Raw genomic sequence first — 19,182 nt, forward strand, 5'->3', positions numbered from 1 at the left:
CTGCCATGGCCGCCCGAATCCTGTGCCCGGTCGATCTCGCGCATGAGAAATCCTGGCAGATCGCGCTGCCGGAAGCGGCGAGGGAGGCCCGCCTGCGCGACGCCGAGCTGCACCTGCTCTGCGTCGTGCCGGATCTCGGCATGTCGATGGTCGCGCAGTATTTTCCCGAGGGCCACGAGCGCGAGATGCTGGAGCGCGCCGAGGCCGATCTGGCGAGGATCGCGCAGGAGACGCTGCCCGCGGGCACCGCGCACCAGTGCCACGTCGCCCATGGCCACCCGGCGGAGGAGATCCTCGCCGCGGCCGAGCGCCTCGGGGCCACGCTCATCGTGATGGCCTCGCACAAGCCGGACAGCCTGCGAACCCTCTTCGTGTCCTCGATGGCCGACCGGATCGTGCACCACGCGCCTCAGTCGGTGCTGATTGTGCGGGGCAACTGAGATTGTTCATGCGGGCCAGATTGCCAAGCCGGGGGGAGAACCAATATCGTCTGGGTCTGAAGCTCCCTCACAGAGGACCCACTGTATGACCCCCTTCGCGATCGCCGGCGTCCAGATGCACGTTGCGGCCCTGCACGGCAATGTCGAGGCCATGCGCCATCGCATCGACATCCTGATGGCCCGCTTCCCCTGGACGCAGATGGTTCTGTTCAGCGAGCTCTCGCCCTTCGGCCCGCTGCCGCGCTATGCGGAGAGCTTCCCGAACGCGACCATCGACCAGTTCTGCGCCGATGCCCGGCGTCACCGGATCTGGCTGATCCCCGGCTCGATGTTCGAGCAGACGCCCGACGGGCGGATCTACAACACCGCCGTGGTGATCAACCCGGAAGGCGAGGTCGTCGCGAAATACCGCAAGATGTTTCCGTTCCGGCCCTACGAGACCGGAATCGAGGCGGGCACCGAGTTTTGCGTCTTCGACGTGCCCGAGGTCGGGCGCTTCGGCCTCTCGATCTGCTACGATATCTGGTTCCCGGAGACCACGCGCCAGCTCACCAGCCAGGGCGTCGAGGTGCTGCTGCACCCGGTGCTGACCGGCACCACCGACCGCGATGCCGAGCTCGCCATCGCGCGCGCCACGGCGGCGCAGTTCCAGTGCTACGTGTTCGATGTCAACGGCCTCGGCGCGGGCGGCGTCGGGCGGTCCTGCGTGATCGACCCTTCGGCGGTGGTGCTGCACCAGTCCGGCGGGCAGGAGGACATGTTCCCCTTCGAGATCGATCTCGAGCAGGTGCGGCGCCAGCGCGAGACCGGCATGCGCGGGCTCGGCCAGGTGCTCAAGAGCTTCCGCGACCGCTCGGTCGATTTCTCCGTCTATGACCGCAACTCGGGCGCGGATGCCTATCTGCACGGCCTCGGCCCGCTCGAGATGCCGCGCCAGGGCACCCAGGGCGGGCTGGCGCATCACGATCCGCGAGCCGAGCTCGCACCAATCGAACACGGCACGCTGCAGGCAGTGGCGCCGAAGATCGCCTCGGGATGAGCGGCCGGATCGCAGCAATCCGTCCGCTCCAACCCGTGCACCAGCAGGGGAGACAACGATGCCGGACGAGAACGGGCGCAGGCTGACATCGATCAGCGACTACTACAGCGCCATCCAGCTGCGATCCGATCGCTGGAGCGCCCTCCGCGAGGCCGCCGACCGTCTCGCGGAGATCGGGCCGGAGGGCCGCGGCGTTGTGAAGGCCGCGCAACGGGTCGATGCGCTGTTCGAGGCGCTGGCCCCGATCGAGGTCTACTGGGCCTTTCCCGGCCTCCATGCCTTCGATCACATGCGCCGCCAGCACGAGCACAAGTCGTGGGACGAGCTGGCCTTCTCGGTGCGCCGCGTGGTGCGCGCGCTGACCTCGGGCGCCTATCGCCGGCGCCATGTGCCGCTGGCGCGCGATGAGGCCGACTCCGAGGACATCGAGGACGAATCCACCATCCCGATCGAGGCGCGGGCGCTTGCCCGGCCCTATTTCGAGGTGCTGATCGTCGACGACCTGCACGAGCAGCAGGAGCGCTGGCTGCGCGCCAGCCTCGCCCGCATGCGCCGCTCGGAGGACCCCTTCATCTACGAGCCGGTGATGGTGCCGAGCCTCGAGGACGCGCTGATCGCGATCCTGTTCAACCACAACATCCAGGCGGTGATCGTGCGCCCCGGCCTGCGGCTCAAGTCGCAGAACACGCTGCCGATCCTGACCCGCTACCTCACGCGCATCGGCAACGAGGACGTCGATTCGCTTATGCCCTCGCAATACGCCCCGGAGCTCTGCCGGCTGATCGAGAAGGTCCGCCCGGAGCTCGACGCCTATCTCATCACCGACCGCTCGGTGGAGGAGATCGCGGGCCATGATCTCGGCCGATGCCGCCGGGTGTTCTACAATCAGGAAGACTTCCTCGAGCTGCACCTGAACATCCTGCGCGGCGTCAATGCGCGCTACAAGTCGCCCTTCTTCACCGCGCTCAAGGAGTATTCCAAGCAGCCCACCGGCGTCTTCCACGCGATGCCGATCAGCCGCGGCAAATCGATCACCCGGAGCCACTGGATCCAGGACATGGGCGCCTTCTACGGGCCCAACATCTTCCTTGCCGAGACCTCCGCCACCAGCGGGGGGCTCGACAGCCTGCTCGAGCCGCACGGCCCGATCAAGGAAGCCCAGGAGCTGGCGGCCCGCGCCTTCGGCGCCAAGCACACCTTCTTCGCCACCAACGGCACCTCGACCTGCAACAAGATCGTGGTGCAGGCGCTGGTCCGCCCCGGCGACATCGTGCTGGTGGACCGCGACTGCCACAAGTCGCACCACTATGGCATGGTGCTGGCCGGTGCCGAGGTGGTCTATCTCGACAGCTATCCGCTGCACGAATACTCGATGTACGGCGCCGTGCCGATCCGCGAGATCAAGCACCAGCTGCTCGCGCTCAAGGAGACCGGCAAGCTCGACCGTGTGCGGATGCTGCTGCTGACCAACTGCACCTTCGACGGCATCGTCTACAATGTCGAACGGGTGATGGAGGAATGCCTCGCGATCAAGCCGGATCTCGTGTTCCTGTGGGACGAAGCCTGGTTCGCCTTCGCACGCTTCGGCCCCACCTATCGCCAGCGCACCGCGATGAACACCGCCAACTTCATGCGCGAGCGGCTGCGCGGCGAGGATCACCGCAAGGCCTACGAGGCGCAGCAGGCGGAACTCGGCGAGGCCCCGGATACCGAGACGCTGCTGGATACCCGGCTGCTGCCGCCGCCGAATGCCCGGGTGCGGGTCTATTCCACCCAGTCGACCCACAAGACGCTGACCGCGCTGCGGCAGGGCTCGATGATCCATGTCAACGATCAGGACTTCAAGGGCGAGGTCGAGCAGAGCTTCCACGAAGCCTACATGACCCACACCTCGACCTCGCCGAACTACCAGATCATCGCCTCGCTCGATGTCGGCCGGCGGCAGGTCGAGCTCGAGGGGTTCGAGTTCATCCAGCGCCAGGTCGAGGCGGCGATGTCGCTGCGCCGGGCGATCCACACCCATCCCCTGCTGCAGAAATACTTCAAGGTGCTGACCGCGGGCGACATGATCCCCGAGCAGTATCGCGAGAGCGGCGTCAGCTCCTATTACGATCCCGAGCAGGGCTGGGCGGATTTCTGGGAGTGCTGGTCACAGGACGAATTCGTGCTCGACGCGACGCGGGTGACCCTCGCGGTCGGCGGCACCGGCTGGGACGGCGACACCTTCAAGACCAAGATCCTGATGGATCGCTTCGGTATCCAGATCAACAAGACCTCGCGCAACACCGTCCTGTTCATGACCAATATCGGGACGACGCGCTCCTCGGTCGCCTATCTGATCGAGGTGCTGGTCGAGATCGCCAAGGAGCTCGACGACCTGCTCGACGATGCCTCGAAGATGGAGCGCCGCGCCTTCGAGCGCCGGGTCCGCTCGCTGGTGGAGGACCTGCCGCCGCTGCCGGATTTCTCCCGCTTCCACGATGCCTTCCGCTGCGCCGACCACGCGACGCCGGAGGGCGACATACGCTCGGCCTTCTTCCTCGCCTACGACGAGGACAATTGCGACTATCTCGATCTGCATGGCGAGTTGAAGGAAGCGATGTCCTCGGGGCGCGAGCTGGTCTCGGCGAGCTTCATCATCCCCTACCCGCCCGGCTTCCCGATCCTCGTGCCGGGGCAGGTGATCTCCGAGGAGATCCTCGCGTTCATGCGGGCGCTCGACGTCAACGAGATCCACGGCTACCGGCCCGATCTGGGTTTGCGGGTGTTCACCGACGAGGCGCTCGCCCGTCACGCCAGCCGCACGCTTGCCAAGGCCGCTGAATAAACCTGGGAGGGCATCATGCCGAAAAAGAAGCTGAAGAACATCTCCGAGATCCGCCGGTACTTTCACCGTAACGAGCACCCGATCTACTTCATCTCCGCGACCAACTTCAACCTGCTCGGCATCGACGAATGGGTGAAGAACTTCAAGTACATCAATTATCTCGACTGCTATGACGGCCGGCATCCCAACGTGTTCTGCCCTTCCGAGCAGCCGCATCACGAGTTCCAGTCGATCGAGGACATCAACAACTACCTCCTTCAGCACAAGGAGGTGCTCGATTACATGAAGAACCGGGGCGGCAAGCCGAAGCTGGTCTTCCTGATGTTCGACAAGGAGACCGAGAAGATCGCCAAGGAAATCGGCGCGGAGATCTGGTTCCCGAAGGCGAAGCTGCGCGAGAACTGCGACAACAAGATCGAGACCGTCCGCATCGGCAACAAGGCCGGCGTGCCGTCGGTGCCCAACACGCTCTCCGAGGTCGAGGGCTACGAGCATCTCGAGGAGATCTGCAAGAAGAGCGATCTCGGCTCGGACCTGGTGCTGCAATCGGCCTTCGGCGACAGCGGCCACACCACCTTCTTCATCAAGTCGGAGTCGGATTTCCGCAAGCATGAGCACGAGATCGTCGGACAGGGCGAGATCAAGATCATGAAGCGGATCGACTGCCGCGGCTCCGCCATCGAGGCCTGCGCCACCAAGCAGGGGACCATCGTCGGCCCGCTGATGACCGAGCTGGTCGGCTTCAAGGAGCTCACCCCCTATCGCGGCGGCTGGTGCGGCAACGAGATCTTCTCCACCGCCTTCCCGCCCAAGGTGCGCCAGAAGGCCCGCGAGCTGACCTTCAAGTTCGGCGAACAGCTCAAGAAGGAGGGATATCGGGGCTATTTCGAGCTCGATTTCCTGATCGACAAGAAGACCAACGACATCTGGCTCGGCGAGCTCAATCCCCGGATCACCGGCGCCAGCTCGATGACCAACCATGCCGCCTTCGCCCATGCCGATGCGCCGCTCTTCCTGTTCCACCTGCTCGAGTTCTCCGGCAAGGAGTTCGATCTCGACGTCGAGGCGCTGAACGCGCGCTGGTCCGATCCGGACATGATCGACAGCTGGTCGCAGATGGTGATCAAGCATACGGAGGATTCGGTCGACATCCTGACCCAGGCCCCGGAGAGCGGCATCTACCGGATGCTCGACGACGGCAGCGTGGTGTTCGACCGGTTCGACTATCACCGCCGCGCGGTGGAATCGGAGAAGGAGGCCTTCTTCCTGCGCATCCTGAAGCCGGGAGACTATCGCTACGAGGGCGCGGATCTCGGCATCCTCGTCACCCGGGGGCGGTCGATGACCCAGAGCTTCAAGCTGACCGAGCGCTCGAAGAAATGGATCAACGGCATCAAGCGCGCCTTCCAGGCCCGCCCGCTGCCGACCGCAGCGGAGCTCGAGAGCCCGGCCTTCAAGATCCTCTGACGCGGGGCTGCGCTTGCCCGGCGCGGCGGCGGCGGCTAGGAGACGATGATGCAGCTAGCCTTCCGCGCCATTTCCGAGACCACCCCCGGCCCGATCTGGGCCGGGCTCTTCCATGAGCACTGGCCCGCCTATCACGACTGGTGGGCGCGCAACGGGCTCGAGGCCCGCCCGCCCTATTTCGAGAGCCGGCGGGCGCTGCGCGCGCACATGCCGGAGCTCGGCGATCTCTATGACCGGCTCTGCGAGCTGGCCGGCGGCGGCGACAGCGCGGCGCGGTTCCTCTCCTTCTTCTGCCCGCCGCCCTATCTCGCCGGCTGCTCCCAGGCGATCTGGCCCGGCGAGGAGCCGATGCTGGTCCGCAACTACGACTACTCGCCGACCGCCTTCGATGCGGTGGTGCTGCGCACCGAGTGGCTGGGGCGCGCGGTGATGGGCACCTCCGACGGGCTCTGGGGCATGGTCGACGGCGTGAACGATGCCGGGCTCGCGGTCTCGCTGACCTTCGGCGGGCGGCGGGTGGTGGGCGACGGCTTCGGCGTCCCGCTGATCCTGCGCTATGTGCTGCAGGTCTGCGAAACCGCCGAGGAGGCGGTGGCCGCGCTCCGCCGCATCCCCTGCCACATGAGCTACAACGTCACCGTGCTCGACGCGCAGCGGCGGTTCTCGACGGTCTATCTCTCGCCCGACCGGGAGCCGGTGGTGACCCATGCGGCGGTTGCCACCAACCACCAGGCGCGGGTGGAATGGTCGAGCCATGCCCGCTTCACCGCCACCGTGGAGCGCGAGCGCTATCTGCTGGCCCGGCTCACCCTGCACCCGGAGAGCCAGGAGAAGTTCATCGGCGCCTTCCTCAAACCGCCGCTCTACTCCACCGCCTTCAACCAGGGCTTCGGCACGCTCTACACCGCCGTCTACCGCCCCCGGGCGCGGACCATGGAGCTGCGCTGGCCGCGGGTGCGCTGGCCACTCACGCTGTCGGGCTTCTCCGAAGGCGCGCGCCACATCGCCATGCCCAGCGCGGCCTGAGCGGTCGAACCGGCCCGGCGCACAGATGGCAGCGGACCGCGCCCCCATCCCGCCGCTCCGCGCGCTCGAGGCGCTCGGCGCGATGGCGAGGCACGGGCGGATGGCCGATGCCGCGGCCGAGCTCGGCGTCACCGAATCCGCCGTCAGCCACCAGATCCGCCAGCTCGAGGAGCGGCTCCACACCGCGCTCTTCGATCGCAGCTCGGGCCGGCTCGTGCTCACCGAGACCGGCCGGCGCTATCTCGCGCGCATCGAGCCGGCGCTGCGCGAGATCGAGGCCGCCACCGCCGAGGTGCTCCCGGCCCGCGGGCGCACCGGGGTGCGCCTCACCCTGCCGACCTCCTTCGCCGCGACCTGGCTGATCCCGCGGCTCGGCGCCTTCGAGGCGGCGAACCCCGGGATAGACGTGCAGCTCGTGCTGACCGCCCGGCTCGTCGACCTGGTGCGCGACCAGGTGGACCTCGCGATCCGGCACGGACGCGGCAGCTGGCCAGGCGTCGAGGCGGCGCATCTCTTCGAGGACCTGGCCACGCCGGTCACCGCGCCCGGCCTGCTCCCCGCGGCCGAGGGGCCGCTCTCCGCCCTGCCTGGCGGCGTGCGCTATCTCGTCAACCGCCTGACCCCCGGCGAATGGGAGGAATGGGCGCGCGCCCGCGGGCTCGCACCGCCGCCGGCCGAGACCATGCTGCCGCTCGACGCCATCGAGCAGGTGCTCCAGCTCGCCGAGGCCGGGCACGGGATCGGCCTCGGCCGCTCACCCTATATCGAGCCGCGGCTCGAGCGCGGCACGCTGATCGCCCCCTTCGGCGGGGCGGACCCCACCGGCACCGGCTATTTCCTCTGCCGCGCCGCGGGCGTCAGCCCCTCGGCCGCGGCCCGCCGGCTCGCGCGCTGGCTGGAAGCGGAGGCGGCAGAGTTCGGTTCGGCGCAGGCGCGGGCGGCATGGAAGGGCGCCGGACTTTAAAATTCCTCAAGCCGTGCTGAGCCGAACTCGTTTGGCCCGGCAGCCATCATCCTCCACATTCACCGCATGGAAGGGCGCCAACACGGCGCGCGAGATGCCAGTGGAGAGCCGAGATGAACCAGATTTCCTCAAGCTTCGTCAGCGCCGGCAGCGCCGCCGCCAGCCCCCGCCAGCGGCCTGCGGAGGTTGTCGCACCGCTCACCTTCATCACGCCGCAGGCGCAGAAACCCGTTTTCTACAGCCAGGCCTTTACGGGCGGCAAGGCGCAGTACCGCTTCGCGGTGGAGGAGCACCCCGTGCCGATCGCCGACATGCGCCGGCTCGTCGAGGCGCCGAGCCTCGACCGCGAGGGCTTCGCGCTCCGGGAAGCGCCGAGCTGGGTGCGCAACCTCCATGACGACGACGCGGTGGAGGGCGCCTATTTCCGCGAGATCGCCGCGCTCCTGACCCGCGAGTTCGGAGCCAGCCGCGTCGCGATCTTCGACGCCACCCGCCGCTCGGACAGCGGCCAGGGCGCACGCAACCGCGACGGCAACCGTGGTCCGGCTTCGCGGATCCATGTCGACTACACCGCGAGGAGCGGCCCGCAACGGGCACGCGACGTGCTCGGCTCGCAGGAGGTCGCCCGGCTCGAGGCCGAGGGCGCACGGCTGGTGCAGGTGAATGTCTGGCGGCCGATCCGCGGACCGGTGCGCCGTGCGCCGCTGGCGCTGGCCGATGCCCGCAGCGTGAAGCCCGAGCATCTGGTGGCCACCGACCAGATCTTCCCCGACCGCGTCGGCGAGATCTACCACCTCGCCTATGACCCGGCGCAGCGCTGGTACTATGCCCCGGAGATGACGGTGGACGAGGTTCTGCTGATCAAGGGCTGGGACAGCCTCGAGGACGGGCGGGCGCAATACACCCCGCATTCCGCCTTCCAGTTGCCGGAGCAGGACCCGGGCGCCCCGCCGCGCGAGAGCATCGAGGTCCGCACCATCGTGGTGATCGAGTAACCGGGTTGCCCGGGACCGGCGGCGCGGGTCTTCGCGCGCCGCCGCATTCTGCGTGGCGTCTCAGGCGGCGCGGCGGCGCGAGACCAGTGCAGTGCCCGCCAGCGCGGTCAGCAGCAGCGCCGCCGGCAGCGGCAGCGGGATCTCGGCCGAGTTGATCTCGATATCGGCGATGGCAAAGGAGAAGCCGGTGTCGCCGAAGGGATCGTCGCCGAACTCGCCGATCAGCGTGACCGCGGCAAACCAGCCGAACTCCGCCATGGCCGGGCCGCCGAGATCGCCGAAGAGCAGACCGAGCATGTCGTCGCCCGAAGGATCGAGCATGGTCTCGACCTCCACCAGCGTGCCGGTGAGCACATTGCCGCCCGCACCATCGACCGACAGATCGCCCGAGAGCGGCGCCCCGGTCTCGATGATGCCGCTGATGAAGATGCTGAGATCGGCGGTGTCGCCGGTATAGCCGGTGCCGGTCGCGGCATCGTTGCCGATCACCGAGAAGCCGCCGAAACCGATGTCGTTGTCGGCGAGGACACCGGTCTCGGTGATCGAGATCGAGGTGTCGATGTCGTAGCCCTCGAAGAGCGCGGCATCGGCGGGGGCGGCGGCGAGGCCGAGGGCGAGGGCGACGAGCGCGCAGCCGAAGGTCCGGGTGGTCATCTGTACATACTCCTGGTGAGATCCGTTGAGCGCGCGCATCAGGCAATCGGGAGGTCTTCGAAGACCACCTGCTCGATGTCGTTCGTGCCGGTGAGGACCACGAGGTCGCGGTCGTCGCTGAAGCTGAGATAGAGGGTGTCGCCGAAGCTGCGCACCTGGTCGATGTCCTCGCGCAGGAAGCCGCGGATCGTCTCGCCCTCCTCGTAGTCGTGGATCCGGACCACGTTGCGGCCGCTGTCGGCGCGGATCGCGGAGAGGTCGAAGATGTCGCCATCGCCCGTGCCCATGCCGCGCATCCGGTCGAGGCCGCCGCCATTGCCGATGATCAGGTCCGCGCCATCGGTGCCGGTGAGCGCGTCGTTGCCCGCGGTGCCGGCAACCATGTTGACCGTGGCCGCACCGCCGAGATCGAGGCCGACGACGATCGGGTCGTGATCGGAGGAGCGGAACGGGTCGTCGTTGTAGAGGAAGACGTCCTGCGCGGCGGAGGTGAAGTCGGTGTTGTAGTCGAGCACCGCCGGCTCGTCGGCGTTGATGTGCCAGGCCTCGGCGGAGGTCACCTGCCCGAGCAGCGAACTGTTGGCGAGCGCATAGTCGAGGGTGCCGAAGACCTGCACGTAGTTGACCGAGTCGAGGCCCACCGGGAAGGCGTAGGAGTAGTCGCCCGCATCCACCAGGCTGGTGAAGTCGTCGGCGGTGGAGACGATGTCGTCCGCCCCCTCGAGGATCGCCTGGATCGGGTCTTCCATGAAATAGGCGTTGAGATCGCCGAGGATCAGGAAGTCCTCGTCGCCCGAGCCGGTCGGGTCGGTGGCGAGCCAGTCGACCAGCGCCTCGGCGGCATCGGTGCGGGTGCCGTTGCTGGCGGCCTGGCCGTCGCCGATATCGGCGTCGCCCGGGTTGCCCGCCGAGGAGCCCTTGGACTTGAAATGGTTGACCACCGCGGTGAAGCTCTCGCCGCTGGCGGTCTCGCTGAAGGTCTGGGCCAGCGAGGCGCGCTGGTTGTCGCTGTCGAAGCGTGCGTCGTCGGCCTTGTCGAGGATCTCTGCCGCGCCGGACAGCGAGGTGGTGGAGGTGTCGTAGATGAAGCCCACCGCGATCTCGTCGGTGCCGACGCCGGAGGTGCCCGGATCGACGAAGGCATAGCTGCGCGAGGAGACGAGGTTGAGCCCCGCCACCAAGTCGGCGATCGCGCTGTTTGTGCCGAAGCCGTCGTTCTCGATCTCGATCAGGCCCACCACATCGGCGTCGATGGTGGCGATCGCGTCGATGATCTTGTCGCGCTGGCGGTCGAACTCGTCGGCGTTGCTGGCGCCGCGCGAGGTCGGGAAGCCGCCGCCGAGGCCATTGCCGTTGAAGTAGTTGAGCACGTTGAAGGAGGCGACCTTGTAGTCGCTCTCCGAGACCGAAGGCGTGGCATCGCGCGGGTTGGCCGCGGTGAAGACCGGCTCCTCGGTCGGGATCAGGCGGTAGTTCTCGCCCTCGAAGCTGGAGGGATCGCGATAGGTGATCACGCCGGTCAGGCCGGTCACCGTGTCGCCCGAGCGCAGCACCCGCGGCACATCGGCATCGAGGCCGCCGCCCTGCGGATATACCGGGTCGCTGTTCTGCGCGCCGTCGTCGTTGAAGGGATCGTCGATCAGCAGGCCGCGGCGGGCGGTGTCGAGCACCCACTGGGCATAGTCCGCGACGCTCGGCGCGTTCTCCTGGGTGAAGTTGGCGATGCGCCCGCCGGCGGTCAGGCTCACCTCGTTGTAGCGGCCGAGGGTGAAGAGATCGCTCACCGTCAGCGTCTCCGGCACGGTCACCAGCATGCCCTCATACGCCTCGTAGTCGGCGATGGTATTGCCGTCGGCATTGGTGGTGGTGCCGGCGACGAGGCCGTCGTCGGCGGCATGGCCGATGATCGCCGGGGTGACCGCGCCGATGCCCGGCGCGGCATCGACGGTGACCGAGGTCACGCCGGAGATCTGCGTCTCGCCGGCAAACTCGGAGACGGTGCCGGTCACGGTGACGAGGTCGCCGACATTGACATCGACCGCGTTGGCGCCCTCGAAGACGAAGATGCCCTCGGAGGTCAGCGGGTCGGCATCCTCGTCGGCGGTCTCCTCCTGCAGGAAGAAGCCGTTGAAGTCGCTGTCGGCGGCGTCCTGGAAATCCGCGGTGACGACGGCGGTCACGGTGACCACGTTGCCGAGCTCGGGGCTGACGGCGCCGGCGCCCTGGATCTCGTGGATGAAGCGCGCGGTCGGCGTGCCGCCGTCGGTGCTGCCGCCATTGGCTGCGCCCGGGGTGCCCAGGTCGCCATCGCCGAAGATCGCGGTGGCCTCGGCCCAGTTGGCGGCAAGGCTGTTGTCGTTGGTCGGGTCGTTCAGCTCCATCGAGGCGCCGTCCGGGTCGGGGAAGGCGGTGCCGCCGTCATACGCCACCCGGTCGATCTCGGTGCCGGTGCCATCGACCAGGATGATCTCGTCGGCGCCGTTGGCCAGCGTGAAGCCGGCATAGGCGTAGTCGACCGCAACGCCGCCATTGATGTTACCGTCGTCCTTGCTGCCGAGCACGACATAGGCGCCGGGCGCGACCAGCAGCGGGCCGCCGTTGTCGATCACGTGGCTGTCGCTGCCGTCGTCCCGGATGGTCCAGCCGTTGATGTCGACCGCGGTGCCGCCGGTGTTGGTGATCTCGAACCACTCGCCGTCGGCGTCGAGCACCGCCTTGGGGTTCTGCATGATCTCGGTGATCACGATGTTGCCCGGCGCCGGCGCCCCTTCGGTGCCGTTCACCACGATCTCGCGGAAGCCGAAGGCCTCCGAGCCGCCATTGTTCGCGCCGGCTTCGTAGGTGATCGTGAGCGTGCTGCCGCTCATGCCCGAGAGGGCGCTGCTGGAAAAGGTGGTGAAGCTGTTGGGGATGACGTTGGCGAGGCCGGTGCCGTTCACGGTCAGCGGGTCGTTGAGGGTGACGGTCGCGCCGCCCTCCATGGTGTAGCCGAAGGCGATGCTCTCGTCGCTGTCGATGTCGAAGAGCGTGACCGCCGAACCGCCGTCGATGCTGGCGGTGAAGCTGTGGCCGTTGTCGCCCGCCTCGAAGTCGCCCATCGCGGCGAAGTCGATGGTGATGTCAGTGAGGCTGGTCGCGCCGGAGATGTCGAAGACCCAGACCGCGGTGCCGGTGCCGCCGGCGTTGTCGCCGTTGTCGAGATCCTCGACGCCGAAGAACGGGGCGGTGTCGCCGGTCGCGACGAAGCCGAAGGTGTCGGAGGCGAAGCTGCCGGCCGAGTCGTCGGCGAAATCGAAATTGATCGTGCGGTCGGTGATGCCGAACACGTCGAAGATGCTGCCGGCAAAGGCGCCGTTGCTGCCCGAGTTGTCCGGCGTGATGGTCCGGCTCGTCCGGTTCTGGCTGGTGCCGTTCACCAGATCAAATGCGATGATTGCCATGTTTTGTCCCCCGTCTGCCCCACATAGATCGAACCGAGGCGCGCCCGTCGGTCGCGCGATCAGCCCGGTTGCCTCGATGCCGTTCTGCTCGCTGCGGCCTGTTCGACGCCGAATACGCGCCGGACACCGCAGGCCCACGGGTCGCTGCTTAGCGGGGGACCGGTAATATTTGTATGAAATCGGTTTGAATTAAAAACGACGATATCGCGACGAATGACCGGCTTCGGGACGCGCCGGCGGCCCGGCACGGCCATGCCGGGAGCGCCAGGGCCGTTCGGGGCATGGTGGCGCGCGAAGCGCCTGCACGGTCAGGAGGCGGCGGTGAGCGGGCAGCGCCGGGCCATCGCCGCGCGCTCGCGCGAGAGGTCGCAGAGGCAGAGCATGTCGCCGTCGCGAAACCGCATGGTCAGCACCTCGGGGCGCATCGCCTCGTCCAGCGTCTCGATCGGCGCAAGGTTGAGCCCGGTCTTGCCCGAGCCGAGCACGATGGGCGCGACCATGAGGTGCAGCTCGTCCACGGCACCGGCATCGAGGAAGCGCGCCAGCGTCTCCGCCCCGCCCTCCACGAGCACCGATGCCATGCCGCGGGCAGCAAGCGCCGCGACGATGCTGGCGGGCGGGATGGAGCCGGTCTCGTCGCCGCAGAGCGCCAGCGCCTCGACACCGGCCGGCACGGCAACGCCCGGCAGCGTGATCGCGATCACCGGCCCGGCGCCGTCATGCAGCATGGCGAGATCGGCCGGCATCCGCCCGCGCGGGTCGATCACCACCCGCACCGGGTTCGGCCCCGGCACATGGCGCGTCGTGAGCTGCGGATCGTCGGCGATGGCGGTTCCGACGCCCACCAGCACCACGTCGACCTTCGCGCGCAGCCGGTGCAGGTGGCGCAGCGCCTCGTGGCCATTGATGTATTTCGACTCCCCCGCGGGGGTGGCGATCCGTCCATCGAGCGACTGGCCAAGCTGGCCGATGACCACCGGCCGATCGCGCTCGCGCGGGGCAAGCCCGGCCAGCGCCTCGGCGGCATCATAGTCCGACGCCCGGTGGCGGATCGTGGCGGTCTTGGCATCGAGGAGCACTGTTCTTCTCCGTTCCGTCACCTAGCCTTGCACCGGCCGGGCGGGCACGGGCCCGCCCGAGGACCGGCTGGACAGCCCGGCGGTGCTGCCCGGCACCACCGGCGCCGGCTTCGGCGCACCGCGCCACGGCTGTTGCTTCAACCACGCGACGAAATAGGCCACGGCAATCAATATGGCAAAGCCGGAGATGTTGACCGCGGCACGGGTCCAGACATCCCGGCCGATCACGTCCATCACCCAGCCGTTAAACCGCGCCAGCGGAATCGAGACCATGAAGACCGCAAGGCTCTGCGTGCCCACCTTGCGGATCACCGGCACGGTGGCAAGGAAGGCGTCGCGGCAGATCCAGCGCCGCGCATGGTCTCCGATCGCCGCCCAGAGAAACAGCAGTAGCGCCGCCAGGTGCAGGAGCTGGATCATCCCGAGCTGGTTGAAGCTGACGAGCCCGTCGATCCAGTCGGCGTAGCCCTCCACCGCCAGGCCGATCTCCTGCGGGTAGGCCAGCGGCAGGGTCCCCAGCATCGCCAGCCCCGCGGCCAGCGCGACGCGCCCGTTCGGCACCGGCAGGCGGGTAAAGCCCTCGGAGAGCCGGATGCCACCCGGCCCCACCGCTGCCCAGGCGAGATAGGCCAGCGCGAGGAAATGCAGGAAGCGCCCGAGCCCCTGCCAGCTCTTCCACCAGAACGGCTCGATGAAGCCCCGCACGCCGCGGATCGCCTCATGGACCGCGGTGTCGGCCACGAAGGAAAAGCCGCCGTGGAACTTGTACCAGGCGAACGGCACCGTCAGCACCAGGAAGCCCGCGGCCAGCAGCACCAGCCAGCGCCGCACCGGCGGCGCCGGCAGCCAGCCCATGCCGAAGGCGAAGCCGGTGAAGAACACGAGCTGCCAGCCGAAGGGGTTGAAGAACCAGACATTGTCGCCCCAGGGCAGCGACGGGAAGTTCATCCAGCGGAACGGCTCGCCGGCGGCGGCCAGCCAGGCCTGCCAGGCGGCGATGTCCTCCGCCCCGTCCATCCTGCGCGCATAGCCCGCGAGGTTGGCAAGCACCCAGACCGCGATCACCGCGGCCACCACCGCGGGCACCCCGCCGATCCGGTGCAGCGCCATGACCGCCGGGATCATCGCGAGAATCACGAGATACATCGGCAGGATGTCGAACAGCCCCGGCACGTAGGTGAGGGTGAACAGCCCGATCAGCGCCTCGCCGGTCTGCTCGAAGAGCGGCACCACCCAGGGCCCCTCGATATAGGGCCGCTCGCGATTGCCGATGCCATAGTGATCGATCGCGAAGAGCATGATCGCGGTGGCGAGGAACACCCCGATATGCGCCCAGTAGACCTGCCAGACACGGAACCCGATGCGCGCCGTGCCGAGCAGGAAGCCCTTGTTGGCAAACACCGCGCCGAAGGCCAGCGCCGAGGCCATGCCGGAGCAGAAGACGAAGATCTCGGTGGCGTCGGAGAAGCCGAAACGCGCCGGGATCCACAGCGTCCAGGTGTTGCCCGGGGTATGCGCCAGCAGGATGATGAACATCGCGATGCCGCGAAAGAAGTCGAGCCGCGGGTCGCGGGGGCGGCGGGCGCCGCGGGGATCGCCGGTGGTGGTCGTGCTGGGCTCTTTGTTCATCCGGTCCGGTCTCGTGGTCTTGGCGCCGGCGCCGCACGGGAGCAGGCACGGTCGGGCGCGACATACAGCAAGATCAACGCGCGTGCACGCTCATTCCGCCGCAACGGCAGCCCGCGCCCGGCCGAGCGCGGCGAGGCGGCGGCGGGTGAAACCGTCCTCGGCGCCGCGGCGCTGCACCCGGGCCCGGATCTCCGACTCGGCTTCCGCCCAGCGCCCGGCACGGATGCCGGCCTCGATCATGAGGCGCGAGAAGACATCACGCTGCGCATGGCTGCCGCCGATGCGCTGCATGTCGCAGCGCACCCCGCGCAGACGCTCGAAGGCGGTGGCGTAGTCTCCCGCGCGGAAGGCGACGAGGCCGACCGCCGCCGGATGCCCCGCCACCGCCGCGACCTCGTGCATGTCGTGCTCGCGCCGGGCGGCATCGGCGGCGAGCCGGGCGAGCAGGCGCTCGGCCTCGGCATCCCGCTCCCCGCCGCCGAGCGCGAGGAGATAGTGCAGGTCGGCAAAGACCACCGCCCCGTCCTCCACCCGGCCCGCGGCCAGCGCGGCCAGCTCCTCCCAGCGATCGCCGACTTCGATGCCCTCGATCTCGAGGCGCACGAGCATCGAGGCGCCGTTGGCGATGTCGCGATAGTCGTCGGTATGTTCGGCCCGAACATGGCTGTCGTAAAGTTCCAGGACCCGGTCGATCTCGCCCCGGTCGAGATGGAAGAGGCCGAGATGCCACCAGAGATGCGCGCCGAAATTGTTGCAATGCGCCCAGCGCGCGGTCTGCCCCTCGAGCCAGGCGATGCCGGTCTCGTTCTGCGCCGTCATGTCATAGACATGCGCCACCGCGTGGAGACCCCAGGCATCGTCGGGCGTGCGTTCGAGCCCGTGGCGCCCGGCCTGCTCGGCCAGTGCATAGGCGCCCATCTCCTCGAGCGCGAAGGCGTGGCAGCCGAGCGCATAGCCGGCAAGGGGGTGGTCCGGCCCATAGGCTGGCAGCGCCGCCGCGGCCTCGCGCAGCATCCCGCGCCGGTCGCCGAGCAGGAAGCGCAGCGAATGGTCCAGCTTGAGCGCAAGCGCATCCTCCGGCGCCGCGGTCAGGACCCCGGACAGGATCTCGGCCGCGTGCCGCGGGCGCCCCGCGAGCCAGGCGCCGAGCGCGATCACATAGGCCCGCTCGCGTCGCGAGCCGCCGACCCGGGAGAGCGCCGCCTGCGCCTTCGCCTCGGCCTCGCGGGCCAGCGGCGCCAGTTCCGAGCGGCCGAGCAGCAGGGTGAAGAGCCCCTTGGCGGCCCAGCCCATGGCGAAATCCGGCGCCGCCCCGAGGCAGCGGCCGAGATGATCCGGCGTCTCGCGGCAATGGCGCAGCGCCGCGCGCACCGTCGCGTTCCAGGACGCAGCCGCGGCGTCGGAGGGAAGCGTGACGGCAAGCCCGCAGGCGTCGGTGATGGTCATGTCTGGCCTCCAGTACGGCGATGCCCTAAAGGCTGAGATGTCGGTTCCCGGCGCCCTGTCGACATGCAGTCACTCTGTTGTGACAAAGAAGCGGCCGGGTTTCACTTAACAAGTTTGTTAAAATCAGGTGACCTGATGCACGGAGGAGTTGCGATGTCGGCACGAATTGCATGGTTGTCCGGGGTCCTACTCGTGGCGCTTTGCCTCGCGGCCTATCTCGCGCAGGGGGGCGCAGCGGGGCTGCGCTATGCCGCCGGCGCCGCGCTCGGCGGGGCAGCCGGATTCGCGCTCTACCACGCCGCCTTCGGCTTCACCGCGGCCTGGCGCCGGATGGTACGCGAGCGCCGCGGCGCCGGGCTCCGGGCGCAGATGCTGCTGATCGGGCTGACCTGCCTCGTGACCTATCCGCTGATCGGCTTCGAGGCGGAGACGGGGTGGAACATGCACCCCGTGGTGCTGCCGATGAGCCTGGCCTCGGCGGTCGGCGCCTTCATGTTCGGCGCGGGCATGCAGCTCGGCGGAGGATGCGCCTCGGGTACTCTGTTCACCGTGGGCGGCGGCTCGACCCGGATGCTGGTGACGCTGATCGCCTTCATCGCCGGCTCGGTCTGGGCGACGGCGCATCTGCACGAGTTCTGGTTCCCGCTCGGGCCATCGCTGGGCCTGCCCGCGATCCCCGGCACCTCGGTGATCTCGCTTTTCGGGCCGTTCGGCGCGCTGGCGGCGCTGGGGCTGCTGCTGGCGGCGATCTGGCTCGGCTCCGCCGCGGTGGAGCGGCGCGCCCATGGCAGCCTCGAGCCCTTGCGGCCACAGGGCTCCTGGCTGCGCGGGCCCTGGGCGCTCTGGGCCGGGGCGCTGGGGCTCGCTGCGGTGGGCATCGGCTGCTTCCTGCTGTTCCAGCGGCCCTGGGGGGTGACGGCGGGCTTCGCGCTCTGGGGTGCCAAGGCGCTGGAGGCGGTCGGCGTGGAGCTGCGCGACTGGGGCTACTGGTCGGGCTGGCGCGCCGGGCAGCTCGATCACAGCCTGCTCGCCGACCGCACCTCGGTGATGAATTTCGGCATCGTCCTCGGCGCCATGGCGGCAAGCGCCCTGGCCGGTCGTTTCGCGCCGGTGCTGAAGCTCTCCCCGCGCGACGTCGCCACGGCGGTGATCGGCGGGCTGATGATGGGCTATGGCGCACGGCTCGCCTTCGGCTGCAATATCGGCGCCTATCTCGGGGGTCTGGTCTCCGGCTCGATGCACGGGCTCTGGTGGCTGCTCTGGGGCTTCGCCGGCTCCTGGCTCGGCACCTGGCTGCGCGCCGTCATCGCCATGGACCCGCCCTGGCCGCAGCGCGGCGCCCCCGCATGAGGGGGCAGATCGCGGGGGCGTGACTTGCCGGCGGGCCGCCGTCCGGCAAGGCTGCGGGAGCACCGTTCACATCACGGGAGGTCCGACCGCCATGCGCCCGCCCCGCCTCGCAGCCCTGCTCCTGCTCGTTGCCCTGCCCGCCGCCGCGGAGATGGCCCCGCGCGACGGCTGGGCCGTGCACCCGACGCCGCATGCCTACGAGACCCTGCTCGAGCGCCTCCGCGCCGCGGTCAGGGCCGAGAAGATGGGGCTCGTCACCGAGGCCGGCCCGACCGGGGCCGCCGCCAGCCGCGGCATCGAGATCCCCGGCAACCGCGTGGTCGGCGTCTTCCGCAACGATTTCGCCGTGCGCGCGGTGCGGCTCTCCACGGCCGCGATGATCGAGGCGCCGATCCGCTTCTATGTCACCGAGAATGCCGATGGCACCGCGACGCTCTCCTACAAGACGCCAAGCTTCGTCTTCACGCCCTACGTATCCGAGGGAGGGGACGAACTCGCCGCACTGGCCGGCGAGCTCGACACCATCTTCGCCGCCATCGCCGCGCGCGCTGCGGCCGAGTGAGCCGAGCGGAAGCACGAGCGGTAAATTGCGCGAATTCGCGCTGGACAGCGCCGCCTCCCTGTCTTAGATACCGCCCGTCGGCGCGGCGTTCACGCCCCCCGACCGGCGCCCAGGTAGCTCAGTTGGTAGAGCAGCGGATTGAAAATCCGCGTGTCGGTGGTTCGAATCCGCCCCTGGGCACCACAATTCCATAAACTTGCGCAGCAATCGCCTATCTCGGACCTGCTTAGGGCTGGGATTTCTCATTGAGAGCAGCGGGCACTC

General features: G+C 68.7%; 14 protein-coding genes and 1 tRNA gene. 10 read left to right on the forward strand and 5 right to left on the reverse strand.

The window, feature by feature from the left end:
- Positions 1–5 precede the first annotated feature (5 nt).
- From QSJ97_RS01140 to QSJ97_RS01170, 7 genes are all read left to right on the forward strand, one after another.
- Positions 6–440: a universal stress protein gene (locus QSJ97_RS01140; RefSeq protein WP_285669634.1), complete on the forward strand. Its 435-nt coding sequence runs from the start codon at positions 6–8 to the stop codon at positions 438–440.
- A gap of 85 nt (positions 441–525) precedes the next feature.
- Entirely contained in the window at positions 526–1,479 is a 954-nt protein-coding gene (locus tag QSJ97_RS01145) for a carbon-nitrogen hydrolase family protein (protein WP_285669635.1), read from the forward strand.
- 58 nt (positions 1,480–1,537) lie between these two features.
- Positions 1,538–4,306, forward strand: coding sequence for an aminotransferase class I/II-fold pyridoxal phosphate-dependent enzyme (locus tag QSJ97_RS01150; RefSeq protein WP_285669636.1), 2,769 nt, complete (start codon positions 1,538–1,540; stop codon positions 4,304–4,306).
- 15 nt (positions 4,307–4,321) lie between these two features.
- Entirely contained in the window at positions 4,322–5,773 is a 1,452-nt protein-coding gene (locus tag QSJ97_RS01155; RefSeq protein WP_285669637.1) for a biotin carboxylase, read from the forward strand.
- Positions 5,774–5,821: 48 nt separating this feature from the next.
- Positions 5,822–6,799, forward strand: coding sequence for a C45 family autoproteolytic acyltransferase/hydrolase (locus tag QSJ97_RS01160; RefSeq protein WP_285669638.1), 978 nt, complete (start codon positions 5,822–5,824; stop codon positions 6,797–6,799).
- A gap of 25 nt (positions 6,800–6,824) precedes the next feature.
- Positions 6,825–7,763: a LysR substrate-binding domain-containing protein gene (locus tag QSJ97_RS01165; RefSeq protein ID WP_285669639.1), complete on the forward strand. Its 939-nt coding sequence runs from the start codon at positions 6,825–6,827 to the stop codon at positions 7,761–7,763.
- A 113-nt stretch (positions 7,764–7,876) separates the two neighbouring features.
- On the forward strand, positions 7,877–8,758 hold the full coding sequence (locus QSJ97_RS01170) for a CmcJ/NvfI family oxidoreductase (RefSeq protein ID WP_285669640.1): 882 nt from the start codon (positions 7,877–7,879) through the stop codon (positions 8,756–8,758).
- A 60-nt stretch (positions 8,759–8,818) separates the two neighbouring features.
- Here the strand turns inward: QSJ97_RS01170 and QSJ97_RS01175 are convergent, their stop codons facing one another.
- The 5 genes from QSJ97_RS01175 to QSJ97_RS01195 form a co-directional block, all read right to left on the reverse strand.
- On the reverse strand, positions 8,819–9,412 hold the full coding sequence (locus QSJ97_RS01175) for a hypothetical protein (RefSeq protein ID WP_285669641.1): 594 nt from the start codon (positions 9,410–9,412) through the stop codon (positions 8,819–8,821).
- Positions 9,413–9,450: 38 nt separating this feature from the next.
- Entirely contained in the window at positions 9,451–12,852 is a 3,402-nt protein-coding gene (locus QSJ97_RS01180) for an ExeM/NucH family extracellular endonuclease (protein ID WP_285669642.1), read from the reverse strand.
- A 308-nt stretch (positions 12,853–13,160) separates the two neighbouring features.
- On the reverse strand, positions 13,161–13,931 hold the full coding sequence (locus QSJ97_RS01185) for a RibD family protein (RefSeq protein ID WP_285669643.1): 771 nt from the start codon (positions 13,929–13,931) through the stop codon (positions 13,161–13,163).
- Between the two features lie 21 nt (positions 13,932–13,952).
- Positions 13,953–15,560 carry an OpgC family protein gene (locus QSJ97_RS01190; RefSeq protein WP_285669644.1) on the reverse strand — a complete coding sequence of 536 codons (1,608 nt, stop codon included), beginning with the start codon at positions 15,558–15,560 and terminating at the stop codon, positions 13,953–13,955.
- Between the two features lie 90 nt (positions 15,561–15,650).
- Entirely contained in the window at positions 15,651–17,006 is a 1,356-nt protein-coding gene (locus tag QSJ97_RS01195; RefSeq protein ID WP_285669645.1) for a tetratricopeptide repeat protein, read from the reverse strand.
- 174 nt (positions 17,007–17,180) lie between these two features.
- Between QSJ97_RS01195 and QSJ97_RS01200 the strand changes: the two genes are divergently transcribed.
- From QSJ97_RS01200 to QSJ97_RS01210, 3 genes are all read left to right on the forward strand, one after another.
- A complete protein-coding gene (locus QSJ97_RS01200) occupies positions 17,181–18,356 on the forward strand; it encodes a YeeE/YedE family protein (protein ID WP_285669646.1) in 1,176 nt (391 codons plus the stop codon).
- A gap of 91 nt (positions 18,357–18,447) precedes the next feature.
- A complete protein-coding gene (locus QSJ97_RS01205) occupies positions 18,448–18,918 on the forward strand; it encodes a DUF302 domain-containing protein (protein ID WP_285669647.1) in 471 nt (156 codons plus the stop codon).
- Positions 18,919–19,025: 107 nt separating this feature from the next.
- Positions 19,026–19,101: transfer RNA gene (locus QSJ97_RS01210), tRNA-Phe, on the forward strand.
- The last annotated feature ends 81 nt before the right edge of the window (positions 19,102–19,182 follow it).

It is taken from the genome of Paralimibaculum aggregatum, assembly GCF_030270585.1.
Classification (GTDB): domain Bacteria; phylum Pseudomonadota; class Alphaproteobacteria; order Rhodobacterales; family Rhodobacteraceae; genus Thermohalobaculum; species Thermohalobaculum aggregatum.

What these genes read in the sequence shown, in the direction of transcription:
- QSJ97_RS01175 (WP_285669641.1), bottom strand. Translation starts at nt 9,412, where the DNA reads ATGACCACCCGGACCTTCGGCTGCGCGCTCGTCGCCCTCGCCCTCGGC.
- QSJ97_RS01140 (WP_285669634.1), top strand. Translation starts at nt 6, where the DNA reads ATGGCCGCCCGAATCCTGTGCCCGGTCGATCTCGCGCATGAGAAATCC.
- QSJ97_RS01155 (WP_285669637.1), top strand. Translation starts at nt 4,322, where the DNA reads ATGCCGAAAAAGAAGCTGAAGAACATCTCCGAGATCCGCCGGTACTTT.
- QSJ97_RS01165 (WP_285669639.1), top strand. Translation starts at nt 6,825, where the DNA reads ATGGCAGCGGACCGCGCCCCCATCCCGCCGCTCCGCGCGCTCGAGGCG.
- QSJ97_RS01150 (WP_285669636.1), top strand. Translation starts at nt 1,538, where the DNA reads ATGCCGGACGAGAACGGGCGCAGGCTGACATCGATCAGCGACTACTAC.
- QSJ97_RS01160 (WP_285669638.1), top strand. Translation starts at nt 5,822, where the DNA reads ATGCAGCTAGCCTTCCGCGCCATTTCCGAGACCACCCCCGGCCCGATC.
- QSJ97_RS01195 (WP_285669645.1), bottom strand. Translation starts at nt 17,006, where the DNA reads ATGACCATCACCGACGCCTGCGGGCTTGCCGTCACGCTTCCCTCCGAC.
- QSJ97_RS01190 (WP_285669644.1), bottom strand. Translation starts at nt 15,560, where the DNA reads ATGAACAAAGAGCCCAGCACGACCACCACCGGCGATCCCCGCGGCGCC.
- QSJ97_RS01170 (WP_285669640.1), top strand. Translation starts at nt 7,877, where the DNA reads ATGAACCAGATTTCCTCAAGCTTCGTCAGCGCCGGCAGCGCCGCCGCC.
- QSJ97_RS01180 (WP_285669642.1), bottom strand. Translation starts at nt 12,852, where the DNA reads ATGGCAATCATCGCATTTGATCTGGTGAACGGCACCAGCCAGAACCGG.
- QSJ97_RS01205 (WP_285669647.1), top strand. Translation starts at nt 18,448, where the DNA reads ATGCGCCCGCCCCGCCTCGCAGCCCTGCTCCTGCTCGTTGCCCTGCCC.
- QSJ97_RS01145 (WP_285669635.1), top strand. Translation starts at nt 526, where the DNA reads ATGACCCCCTTCGCGATCGCCGGCGTCCAGATGCACGTTGCGGCCCTG.